The following is a 12448-nucleotide window of genomic DNA, read 5'->3' as shown; positions in this document are numbered from 1 at the left end:
AAATCAGCATCAGGTGCAGCACCTACAAAGTATCTTCAAGATACCCTCCGATAGCCCCTAAAACAACAGAGCCATGACCATTGAGGGAAGTATTGTATACGTCTCCGGTTTTGGTAACAAAATCATAAGTAGCTTTAATATGGTTGCCCGTCCATAATCTCGAAAAGGCTGTTCCTGTATTTACTGTTGGAAATCCTGAATCAATCACGGCAATGGAAATTCCTGTTCCGGTAAAACCTGCAAGGTGAAGAGGCCGTATATTAACCTGATCAATCTGTCCTGCACCGGAACCATAATTAAAAGTGGTAAGGATTTTATTGATACTAGCATCGTCTTTCCATTTTCCGGGTGTTACTTTTACAGTAGTTGAACTGTTTCTTGCAAAACTTTCTATGGACAAAACAAAAGGCTGTGCCTGCAGCAATGTTTTTTGAGCAGGAGTAGCATTTACCGCTGCTCCATTAAGCCATTTTGAATAATCTGTAACTGTAAATCCTAAATTTTGAAGATTCTGAAGATAAGCCTGTTCAATAGGGGCATCCTGATCATTAAGCGGAATTCCCAGTGTAGTACGCCTGTTGAGTGATTTTTGGCTGAGTTCAGACAACGGATTGGCATAAAACGCCGCTTTATTAGGCTTATCCGTAAAGTAAACAAAAACAAGTTCTGTTTGGGCAGAAACATGAAGATAACCCGTTAGGAAACAAAAGAGTAAAAGTTTTTTCATAAGAATAATTTCTATAAAGATAAAAACAAAATCAATAAAATTTTTGATCGGATATTAAATTCCTTATTTTTACAGAAATATTTATTATATGAAAAAAATTCAGATGGTTGACTTGCAGAGTCAGTATTACAAAATAAAGAATGATGTAGACAATGCGGTTTTGAATGTAATGGATTCTGCGGCATTTATTAACGGTCCTGAAGTAAAGTCTTTCCAGAATGAATTGGAGTCTTATTTAGAAGTAAAACATGTGATTCCATGTGCCAATGGTACAGATGCATTACAGATTGCCCTGATGGCTTTAGATCTGAAAGAAGGAGACGAAATTATTACAGCTGATTTTACTTTTGCGGCAACAGTAGAAGTAATTCATCTGCTTAAATTAAAATCTGTATTGGTAGATGTGGATTACGATACTTTCACGATTTCTACAGAGCAGATTAAAAAAGCAATTACACCAAGAACAAAAGCGATTATTCCGGTACACATTTTCGGACAGTGTGCGAATATGGAAGAGATTTTGAAAATTGCTGAAGAGCACAATTTATATGTTATTGAAGACAACGCTCAGGCTATCGGTTCAGAATATACATTCTCTGACGGAACTGTAAAGCAGGCAGGAACAATGTCTACGGTAGGAACAACTTCTTTCTTCCCTTCCAAAAATTTGGGATGCTACGGAGACGGAGGAGCTATTTTTACCAATAATGACGAGCTTGCACACCGTTTAAGAGGAATTGTAAACCATGGAATGTATGAAAGATACTATCACGATGAGGTAGGGGTAAACTCCCGTCTGGATAGTATTCAGGCTGCCGTTTTAAGAAAAAAACTTCCTCATCTTGATTCTTACAACGAAGCAAGAAGAAGAGCTGCAGATTTTTATGATGAAGCATTCGAAGGAAACCCGAATATTCTTACTCCCAAAAGAGCAGAGAATTCTACTCATGTATTCCACCAGTATACTTTAAGAATCCTGAACGGAAAACGCAATGAACTTCAGAAGTTTTTAACTGAAAAAGAAATTCCTGCAATGATCTATTATCCGGTAGCATTGAGAAAGCAAAAAGCGTACTTCCAGGAAAGTAATGCTGCAGACTTTGTGAATACAGATAAGCTTTTGGATCAGGTAATTTCTTTACCAATGCATACAGAATTAGACGAAGAGCAGCTGAAGTATATTACGGATGCAGTGCTTGAGTTTATGGGGTAATGAAAAATAGGATATTTAAATATAGAATAGTTGGAATAGTGATATTTCTATTTGAACTGTTTTTACTGTTTTTATTTGGCTATGGTACTTATGACTCATTTATTGAAATAGGCTTTGAGCAGATATTCTCCGTACAGAATTTTATTTTTCTCTTTGCTGTGTCAATATTTATAAGCACATTTTTAAGCTTAATTTTACTTTTATTTAGAAACAGAAAAGCTATTCTTTATTTAAATATTAGTTATATTCTGATTCTATTCTTTTTTGTTTTAGGATTTATTAAAATTTTGATTGAAAAATCGTTTGAGGAGGGTGATACTTTTAAATTTTTTTTCACTTTTTCCATCATATCATTTTTTCTTTTGATAACAAATGTCTTCAGAAATAAAAAAGTACAGTTCCTAGAATTAGATGATATAGGAAAACACAAAGATTAAGAAAAACACAAAGAATTAAAATAGAAAGAATGACAATACTTGTTACCGGAGGTCTTGGGTATATTGGTTCTCACACTGTTGTAGAACTCCTTAATAATGGCTTTGAAGTTGTTATTGTAGATGATTTATCCAATTCAGAGAGGTTTATATTAAAAAATATTGAAGAAATTACAGGAAAGAAACCTGTTTTTTATCCTTTTGATTTAAGAAGAAAAGAGCTTCTTACCCAGGTTTTTGATGCCCATCAGATTGATGGCTGTATCAATTTTGCAGCTTCAAAAGCAGTAGGAGAGAGCCAGCTGAAGCCTGTAGATTATTATGAAAATAATTTGTTCTCATTGATTAATATTCTTCAGGAGTTTAAAACAAGAGAAATCTCCAACTTTATTTTCAGCTCATCATGTACCGTATACGGACAGGCTGATGTAATGCCTATAGATGAAAACGCACCGTTGAAAATGCCTGAAAGCGTGTATGGGAAGACAAAGCAAATGGGGGAGCAGATCCTGATTGATTTTGCAACAGCGTATCACCGTAAAATTTCGGTATTAAGATATTTTAATCCAATTGGTGCCCATCCATCTGCAAAATTGGGAGAATTACCAATAGGGGTTCCTGATAATCTGGTACCTTATGTGATGCAGACTGCTGCAGGAATACGTGAGAAATTAAGTGTTTGGGGAGATGATTATCCAACACAGGACGGAACAGCAGTTCGTGATTATATTTATGTGGTTGACCTCGCAAAAGCGCATGTTGCAGCATTAAAGAAACTGATAGGAGATTCTTCATCTGAGACCGTTATAGATATTTACAATTTGGGAACAGGAAAAGGCTCATCTGTACTGGAAGTAGTAAAAGCTTTTGAAAAGGCAAATAACGTAGAAGTGCCTTATCAGATTTGCGACAGAAGGGAAGGAGATATTACAATTGCTTATGCCAATCCTGAAAAAGCAGAGAAAGAGCTTAACTGGAAGTCTGAAACGCCTCTGGAAGAATCTTTAAAAACAGTTTGGGAATGGCAGAAATATCTGAATACAAGGAACTCTTAGTTTCAGTGATGATATTCCTGGTATATGAAAGAACAATTTTTAAAATGATTTTATAAACAAATTACAAAACACATCTTCCCTGAATTTTCTGTCTTTTATCCTTTTAAAAGATTATGCATTTCAGTGAAGTTTTAATTTTAAATTAATATGAAGACACAAAGAATAGGTATTACATTTTCCTCATTTGACTTATTGCATGCAGGGCATATCAAAATGCTTGAAGAAGCTAAAACTGTATGTGACTATTTAATCGTCGGGCTTCAGATCGACCCGTCTCACGATCGTCCCAACAAAAATAAGCCAAGCCAGACTATTGTTGAAAGGTATATTCAACTGAAAGCAGTGAATGCGGTAGATGAGATCATCCCTTATTATACAGAAGAAGACCTGCTGGATATTTTAAAATCATTTGTGATTGATGTAAGAATCATCGGGGATGATTATATGGACAGAGACTTTACAGGTAAACAATACTGTGAAGAAAAAGGAATTGAAATCTTTTACAACAAAAGAGATCATAGGTTTTCTACCAGCGATCTGAGAAGAAGGATCTATGAAGCTGAAAAAGAAAAAGATGCCAAAGCAGAACCTGTAAAATAACAATCATAAAAAATCCCGAAAAGTACTTTTCGGGATTTTTATTGTACCGCATATTACATTGGACCACCGCCCTGTTCTTCGTCTCCTTTAGTATTGGAGTTAATATCTTTTTTAGTTTTTGGTTTAGTATCAACCTTTTCACCTTGTTTAAATTTGTAAGTGAAAGACAATGCGAATTGTCTCGGCTGCCACTGCATCTCCATTTCTCTGGTAAACTGAGCGTTATCAGAGTAGTTTTTCATCTTTCTTGTATTAAAGATATCTCTGATATTGAATCCGATAATTCCGTTTCCTTTCCAGATGGTCTGGCTTACACCTAAATCTACACCATACATGGCTTTACGGTTGTTCATAGCTGTTTTCTCAGCAGCTCTATAGAAACTTTGAATTTGGAAACTTAAATTCTTTGTAGGCTTGAAGGTATTATTAAAACGGAGTCTATATGAGAAACCGGAACCTGAAAAGTCATTTAAGGTTTTTGGATTATCAGGGAATAAGTTATAGCTTCCTGTGTTTTTATATCCATAAAGGTCAGCAGAAAGCATTATTTTCCACCAGTTGAAAGGATCATAAGTTCCATTCAAATCTAAACCGTAGTTGGTTTCTGTACCTACGTTGAAAGGAATTGTGTTCACAGCTCCTGTCTGATCTATGTACTGATATCTGTTTTGTTCGTCTTCAGATTTCCTGAAATACAAAGTAGGGTTGAATGTAATCTTTTTATTCGAAAGGTTATATCCTAACTCAAAAGAGTTTTCGTAGGTTGGGTTTAGGTTAGGATTTCCTCTGAAATAGTTTCTGTCATCATCAAAAGACATGAAAGGAATCAAAGAAAAAGCTCTGGGACGATTGATTCTTCTTGAATAATTTAACAAAATCTGGTTATTCTTAGCCAGGTCATAGCTTAAAAATACAGAAGGGAAGAATTTAGTATAGTTTTTATTGACTTCCGGGGTGTTTGCAGGGTTTCCGTTTACATCATAATTCTGGAAGTTCACATCAATTTTTGAGGTTTCACTTCTTAATCCTAACTGATAAGCAAATTTTTCTCCGATTTTACTTTTAAATTGTGCATAAACACCTAAAATCTTTTCAGAATATACTGTGTTACTTGTAAAATCATATCTTGTGTAAGCAGGCTGTCCGTTATCACTTTGATCTACAAAATAATTATAGGTATTTCTATTATAATCATAACGTGCTCCAGCTTCTAATTTAGATTTTTCTCCTATGGGAAGTTCATAATCTATTTTTCCGATGAATGTATCAGTTTTGGAGTCTGTAATTACATTATTAATAACACCGTTTGGCTGTAAAATATTGTTAAAAAATGTTTTTTGAACAATTTGGTTGGTTCCATCAGTTTTATTTGTCTGGTAACTTGCAGATGCTGATATTAGCTGCCCGTTATCTCCAATTTTCTGATCAATTCCAAAATCAAACTGGGTAGCCAGGTTTTTATTGTTTCCATAGCTGTTCCTATCTCTTAAAACATTCATTACACCAGAAGTTGGACTAGTGTATAGCCTTTCATTATAAGCATTAAGACCTGTCTGATCCGTATCAAAACTTCTGATCATTCCGGAGAAATTGATGGAAGTCTTATCACTGAAATCATGTGTAAAACCTGCAGTAACATTGTAGGTGTCACTTTCTCTTGTCGTTTTACCATTTTGTTGGGAATACTGTGTAAAAGGGAATGCCTCAGAAGAAAGACTGCCAATATCATCCTTTCTGGTAGTGGTATTCTTCATGGTACTTTCATTCTTCTGATAACCGCCGCCGCCATTTAAAAACCAGGTCCAGTTACCTTTTCTCCAGTTAAGATTAGCATTTAAATTGGTTCTTGGAAGATAGCCTAACGTACCGGTTACAGTACCATTGAATCCCATTTTTTTATCCTTTTTAAGAATAATATTCAGTATCCCTGCTGTTCCGCTTGCTTCAAATTTAGAAGAAGGATTGGTAATGACTTCAATTCTTTCAATCTGATCTGCCGGAATACTTTGCAGGGCATTGGCCCCATCATCTATTCCAAGAAGGGAAGATGGCTTTCCGTTGATCAAAAATTTCACATTGGAATTTCCTCTCATAGAAACCGTTCCGTCTGTATCTACAGAAACCGAAGGAACATTGGTTAAAACATCCTGAAGATTTCCTCCTTTACTCACGATGTCCTGGGAAGGATCATATGTTTTCTTATCAAGCTCAACTTTATAAGCTTTAGTAGCTGCGGCTGTGATGACAACACCTTGTATTTCTTTTGTTTTACCATCAACAGTAGAGGTAGCCTCTGCTTCAATAGATAAAGCTCCGATATTACCTGCTGCTGCAATATTTTTACTGACTACACTTTTTTTGTAATCAATAGCTTCTACTGTAATATCATAATCTCCCGGCATCAGCTGAAGCTTGTACTGTCCCTTTTCATCTGTCAATACAGCATCACTTAATGTTTTGTTGGTTTTGTTACTGAAAGTTACAGAAGCATAAGGAACCGGCTGATTTTTTTTGTTGACAATAGTCCCTGAAACTCCAGCTTTCTCCTGTGCAAAAGCCAATGCTGCCGCTGAAAGTACAAACGTAAGTCCTAAAGTTTTTCTGGTGAAAATATTGACAATTTCTGTCTTATTCTTCATAGGTTATTTTTTTGTATAAGATCGTGAAAGAATAACCCTTAATATTTTGAATATCCATATCAATTTGATCTTCAAAACATTATGGTTGTATGTTTTTTTATAACTGTTTAAATTTTCAGGTGCTTTCTATGCCTATTTTATATTTTTTGAGTTGAGCCAGTCTTGGTAAGCCTTTGCATTCACAGCATGTTCTTCAGCACTTGCCGTAAACTTGTGGTATCCAAATCTTGTCGGATCAGCACACATAAATATATAATTGTTGTTTTCAGCATTTAAAACAGCATCTATTGAATTCTTATCCACTACACAGATCGGTCCCGGAGGAATACCTGCATTGGCGTAAGTATTGTAAGGTGATGGTGTAGATAAATGCTTATATAATACTCTTTTTATAGGTTCTTTAAAATTAGTCTGTTTATTAATTGCATAAATTACCGTAGGATCAGACTGAAGTTTCATTCCTTTTCTGTAACGGTTTAAATATAATCCTGCAATTGTTTTCATTTCATCTTTTTTTCCTCCGGATTCTTTATAAACAATAGAAGCAAGGGCATAAATCTGATCTCTTGTAAGGCCAGACTGCTGTTCTTTATTTTTTCTTTCACTCGTCCAGAAATCATTATACTGATTTTCGAACTTGGCAAAAAATTCTCTCGGACTTACCGTCCAGAAAAAATTATAAGTATCGATGAAAAAATACTTTTTTAAATCTTCAACATTTTTATAGCCTTTCTCCTGTGCCACAGCATCCAGATCTTTTACAAAATGTAATGAATCAATTTCCGTTTTTTGGAAACCTTCCCAATCATCTGATACATATCTCCAAAATCTCCGATTCTATAAGAATTTGCGGTCTGATTACCAGCTTTGATCATATTGACAAGGTTTTTATTCCCTGTTCCGCTCTGGATGTAATACCGTCCTGCTTTAAAATTGGTATCAAGACCTTTTTCCTTAGCCACCGCTTCAAAAGATTCTTTGTCTTTAATATAAGGAGCAATAGAATCCATGATCTGTTTAAAACCTGCTCTATGAGGAATCAGAACATACCCTTCCTTTTCTACGTTGTTTCCTAAATATTTATTATAAAATCTCAAACCAAAAAATCCTGCCACTACAAAAACCAGCAGAATGATAATGAGAATAGCTTTTTTCATTCTATATAAATGTTGATTAAAAGTTTCTTGTTTTTAAAGAAGATCTGTTTTACCTCTAAAAACTTGCTTTGCAGGACCTTCCAGCCATATATTCTGGAATGCGTCTCCGCTTTTTTCAGCATATACCTTAAGATTTCCGCCTAAAGTTTTAACTTTTACAGAGGTTAGATTATGTTTTTGTAGAAAAGTTAAAGCAGAAGCTGTAACTCCTGTTCCGCAACTGTAAGTTTCATCCTCAACGCCTCGTTCATAGGTTCTTACAAAAATTTCATCATCAGAAATTTTTTCTACAAAGTTCACATTGATTCCTTTTTCTTTGTAAGTTTCAGAATTTCTGATTCCATATCCTTCGTCATAAACGTGATAATCTTTCAGGTTGTCTACATATTTTACATAGTGGGGAGACCCGGTGTTCAAAACAAAATCATTTCCATCATGGGAAACAGTGTCTACATTGATCATTTTTAATTTAATGATCCCGTTGTGAATTTCTGCTTCATGTTCACCATCTGTTGCTATGAATTTGCATTTATCTTCAAATAGGTCAAGGAAAAAAGCAAAAGCTACAAGACATCTTCCTCCGTTTCCACACATCGTGCTTTCTCCACCGTCAGAATTGTAGTAGACCATTTTAAAATCATAGTTTGACTCGTTTTCCAATAGAATCAGACCATCAGCTCCTATCCCAAAACGTCTGTCACATAGTTTTTCAATACTGTCTTTATCTTTAGTAAATTGCAGATCACGGTTGTCCACCATTACAAAATCATTCCCTGTTCCCTGATATTTATAAAATTCCATATTTTTTTGTTAAATGAAGAAGCAAAATTACTATATTTTAAATGAAAAACGAACAGTGTTAGCTGTTCGTTTCCTTATTTATAATCGTTTTATCTAAAGCCGCCTCCGCTGCTCTGTTGTCTTGTAGAACCACTGCTTTGGCTGCTTGAACTGTTTCTGAATCCACCGCTGGAAGACTCTGATCTTGTACTGCTTTCAGAATTTCTGAAACCGCCGCTGCTGTTTTGGTTTCTGAATCCACTGTTGTTCTGTGTACCCTGGCTTCCCTGAGTATTCTGAGAACCGCTGCTTTGATTTCTGAATCCGCCGCTGTTCTGGTTTCTGAATCCACCGCTTTGGTTATTCTGATTTCCCTGGTTATTCTGATAACCGCTGTTTTGGTTTCTGAATCCGCCATTGTTGTTTCGGGTACCATTATTGAAGCCACCTCCATTGTTGTAAGAACCATTGCTGTTGGTAGTACGTGTATTCTGGAATCCGTTCTCAGGTCTTGAAGAACTGGAAGATCTCCTTTCTACATATACTTTTCTTCTGGAGTTGTTGTAGGTGTCATAATAATAAGGCACACCGCTATCATAGTAGTAATTAACATTATTTCTGTAATAATAGCCGTCATTACCATAATATCCTCCGCTTCCGTAATATCCGGAAGGAGCATAGTAATATCCGTTGTTATAATAGGGATCACCATATCCATAACCTCCGCTATTGCTTCCGTATCCATCGGTATATGCTAAACAAGATGTTAAACTGGTAATAGCAAAAATACTGACTGCTATTTTAAATAAATTTTTCATGACTTTATTGTACTTTTTTTTCTTTAAAACTTTTTTTCCAATTGACGTACCCTAAGATAGCCATTATAGTAAATACCAAATATTGAACCGAAGTGATACCAAGTCCCTTAAAAATCATCATAGGGATGCAAATAAGATCCCCAATAATCCAGAAAACCCAGCTTTCAATGCGCTGTTTGGCCATAAACCACATTCCTGCTAAAAATATTGAAGTGGTAAAAACATCCATCCAGTTTGCCCAGTCGAGATGATACAAACCTAAATTGGTTCCTTCCATAGAAAACTTATGATCAATATAAGGTTTATAATAATAAATAAGAGTAACCATTGCGAGGCTTAATATAAAAAGTATGCTGGCATAAATCCATTCCTTTTTGGTAGCCCAATTAACATCCACATGAATGCTATCTTCAGAATTTCTTGCCCATAGAACCCAGCCATAAATACTCATGACAGTATAGTAGACGTTAATCATACAGTCTCCCAGAAGCCCGGCATTGAAAAGAAGGTATACATAGATCAGCGTTGAAATAATGCCGGTAGGGTATACCCATATATTTTTCTTAATGGAAAAAATACGCTCAGTATTCCGAAAATTGCACCTGATGCTTCCAACGTAATTTGTAAAGAATCATAGCTTTCATAAGGCTTTACAAAAAGATCATATAAATTCATGCAATCAAAAATAAGCAAAAATATGGACTTTTTAAAATGGATTATATAATGTGTTGCTCAGTTTTTTAAACCTTTAATGTAAAATAAATGAGGAAAGTTTAACGATTAACGTGTGAGTTTCTAAATTTTTTATATTTTCGTAAATCCTTAATAAATAAAAAAACATGTCGAAAATTTGGGTTAAGAAGCCACTAAGTGCCTATGAGGCAGATATGAAGAAAAGTGAGCTGAAAAAAGTCCTTGGAAAATGGAGTTTAACAGCAATTGGAGTGGGTGCTATAATCGGTGGTGGAATCTTTGTTCTTACCGGAACAGGAGCCTATTATCATGCAGGACCAGCACTTGCAATTTCCTTTATTATAGCAGGTATTGCCTGCGTTTTTGCTGCATTGTGCTATGCAGAGTTTGCATCCATTATTCCTGTAGAAGGTTCCGCTTATGCTTATGCATATGGAACGGTAGGAGAAATTTTTGCATGGGCCATGGGATGGTGTCTCATCCTCGAGTATGCCATGGCGAGTATGGCTGTTTCCGTGAGTTGGTCCGGATATTTTAACAAATTTTTGAAAATTTTTAATATTCATTTGCCTGCTTATCTTACATCAGATCCGGCAAGTTATACCGGAGACGGTTTTTCTATGAACCTGCCTGCATTTATTCTTGTTCTTTTGATTACTGCATTATTGGTAAAGGGAACGAAAGAAGCAGCAGGAGCTAATAACCTGATTGTTTTGATGAAAACGTCTGCTGTTATCTTTGTAATTATTGCAGGAGTATATATCATTTTCTCTAATACTGATCTATATAATGCCGTAGACGGAGTGAAAAACTGGAAGCCATTTATTCCGGATCCGATAAAGATCAAAAATTCTGAAGGGGATATGGTTTCCGCTTATGGTATTAAAGGGATTATTTCCGGAGCAGCAGCTATTTTCTTTGCTTATATCGGTTTCGATGCTGTTTCTACACAGGCTGGTGAAGCTATTAATCCTAAAAAGATGTGCCTTTCGCGATCATTGCTTCTCTATTGATCTGTACTGCTTTATATATCTGTGTATCTCTTGTATTAACAGGAATGATGCATTATACAGACTTTAATCCTGAAGGAAAATATCCGGATGCTATTAAAGCTCCTGTAGCCTATGCTTTCGAAATTGCAGGAAAACACTGGGCGAGTAATGTAGTAACCATTGCAGCTACTGTAGGATTGATTTCTGTAGTAATGGTAATGATGATGGGACAGTCAAGAATCTTCATCGGAATGGCAAAAGACGGGTTGATTCCTGGATTCTTCGGACAGCTTCACCCAAAAACAAAAACACCTTACAAAGGAATCATTTTGTTAGGAATTGTAGTGGCGTTAATTGCAGCATTTACCCCAATTTCAACATTGGCAGATATGACAAGTTTCGGAACCCTGTTTGCATTTACACTGGTTTGTATTGCTGTTTGGGTAATGAGAAAAAAAGAACCTAATTTGATCAGACCTTTCAAAGTTCCGGCTTACAAAATAGTGGTTGCACTGGGAGTATTTATCAATATTTATTTGATATTCAACTTAAGTGCTCATGCATTGGAACTTTCAGCTGTATGGCTATTTTTAGGTGGTTTAGTATATTTCCTTTATGGAAAATCAAATAGTAAACTTAATAATCCTGAAAAATATCAAAACCAAGATTAATAACAATATAAACCGCTTCGGCGGTTTTTTTTGTCTTAAAATATGTATATGAAAAAGATTTTTTCCATTTTATCTCTGTCTTTAGGAATTACAGCATTTTCCCAACAGGTAGAAAGTATTGAAACAATTTTGAATGATAAGATCAGCATCAGAGCACTTGAATTATATGATAATAAAGTCTGGTACACTGGGACGGATTCCAAATTTGGCTTTGTAGATTTTAAAGATAGTAAGAATCAAAAGCAGATAAAGCTGTCCGAAGAGAAACTTCAGTTCAGAACATTAGCACAGGATAAAACCTCTTTTTATGCGATCAATATTGAAAGTCCGGCACGTTTTTTTAAAATTGATAAAAAAGATCTGAAATCTCAGGTTGTTTTTAGAGATACTGCCAAAACAGCTTTTTATGATGCTTTACATTTTGTGAATGATCAATTGGCCTATACCTTTAGTGATTCCGATAAAGACCTTCTTTTGAAGTTGGCTGTTTACAAAAATGGTAAATGGAACATGTTTAAGAATAATATAAGATTAAACGAAGGCGAAGCCGCTTTTGCTGCCAGTAATACCAATATTTCCTCCACTAAAAAATATATGTGGATTGCAACCGGAGGAAAAGCTTCAAGGATCTTGAGGATGAATCTGAAAGATGAAAAATAGAGGTTTTTA

At 35.3% G+C, this 12448-nt stretch carries 8 protein-coding genes and 3 pseudogenes; 5 read left to right on the top strand and 6 right to left on the bottom strand.

Going from position 1 to position 12448, the window contains the following annotated elements; translation table 11 throughout:
* Positions 1–22: 22 nt before the first annotated feature.
* On the bottom strand, positions 23–727 hold the full coding sequence (locus tag BOQ62_RS22855) for a hypothetical protein (protein WP_228413591.1): 705 nt from the start codon (positions 725–727) through the stop codon (positions 23–25).
* Between the two features lie 88 nt (positions 728–815).
* Between BOQ62_RS22855 and BOQ62_RS02300 the strand changes: the two genes are divergently transcribed.
* The 3 genes from BOQ62_RS02300 to BOQ62_RS02290 all read left to right on the top strand — a co-directional run bounded on the left by BOQ62_RS02300 (position 816) and on the right by BOQ62_RS02290 (position 4029).
* A complete protein-coding gene (locus BOQ62_RS02300) occupies positions 816–1940 on the top strand; it encodes a DegT/DnrJ/EryC1/StrS family aminotransferase (RefSeq protein WP_105701586.1) in 1125 nt (374 codons plus the stop codon).
* 466 nt (positions 1941–2406) lie between these two features.
* Entirely contained in the window at positions 2407–3429 is a 1023-nt protein-coding gene (galE, locus tag BOQ62_RS02295; RefSeq protein WP_129036794.1) for a UDP-glucose 4-epimerase GalE, read from the top strand.
* 147 nt (positions 3430–3576) lie between these two features.
* The gene (locus BOQ62_RS02290; RefSeq protein ID WP_129036793.1) at positions 3577–4029 is read left to right on the top strand and encodes an adenylyltransferase/cytidyltransferase family protein; all 453 of its coding nucleotides are present in this window, start codon (positions 3577–3579) and stop codon (positions 4027–4029) included.
* Between the two features lie 53 nt (positions 4030–4082).
* Here the strand turns inward: BOQ62_RS02290 and BOQ62_RS02285 are convergent, their stop codons facing one another.
* From BOQ62_RS02285 to pnuC, 5 genes and pseudogenes are all read right to left on the bottom strand, one after another.
* Complete coding sequence (locus BOQ62_RS02285) at positions 4083–6668, bottom strand: TonB-dependent receptor domain-containing protein (protein WP_129036792.1); 2586 nt, start codon at positions 6666–6668, stop codon at positions 4083–4085.
* A 132-nt stretch (positions 6669–6800) separates the two neighbouring features.
* Positions 6801–7825: pseudogene (gene mltG, locus BOQ62_RS24040) on the bottom strand (endolytic transglycosylase MltG).
* Between the two features lie 33 nt (positions 7826–7858).
* Entirely contained in the window at positions 7859–8626 is a 768-nt protein-coding gene (gene dapF, locus BOQ62_RS02275; RefSeq protein ID WP_129036791.1) for a diaminopimelate epimerase, read from the bottom strand.
* 89 nt (positions 8627–8715) lie between these two features.
* Positions 8716–9423: a hypothetical protein gene (locus BOQ62_RS02270; protein WP_129036790.1), complete on the bottom strand. Its 708-nt coding sequence runs from the start codon at positions 9421–9423 to the stop codon at positions 8716–8718.
* A 4-nt stretch (positions 9424–9427) separates the two neighbouring features.
* A pseudogene (pnuC, locus tag BOQ62_RS02265) lies at positions 9428–10098 on the bottom strand (nicotinamide riboside transporter PnuC).
* Between the two features lie 164 nt (positions 10099–10262).
* Between pnuC and BOQ62_RS02260 the strand changes: the two are divergent.
* Positions 10263–11779, top strand: a pseudogene (locus BOQ62_RS02260) (amino acid permease).
* A 48-nt stretch (positions 11780–11827) separates the two neighbouring features.
* A complete protein-coding gene (locus tag BOQ62_RS22840) occupies positions 11828–12439 on the top strand; it encodes a hypothetical protein (protein WP_228413585.1) in 612 nt (203 codons plus the stop codon).
* Positions 12440–12448: the final 9 nt, after the last annotated feature.

The organism is Chryseobacterium sp. CH21, from assembly GCF_004119445.1.
Lineage (GTDB): Bacteria > Bacteroidota > Bacteroidia > Flavobacteriales > Weeksellaceae > Chryseobacterium.
This window is presented reverse-complemented; position numbering and strand designations above follow the sequence as displayed.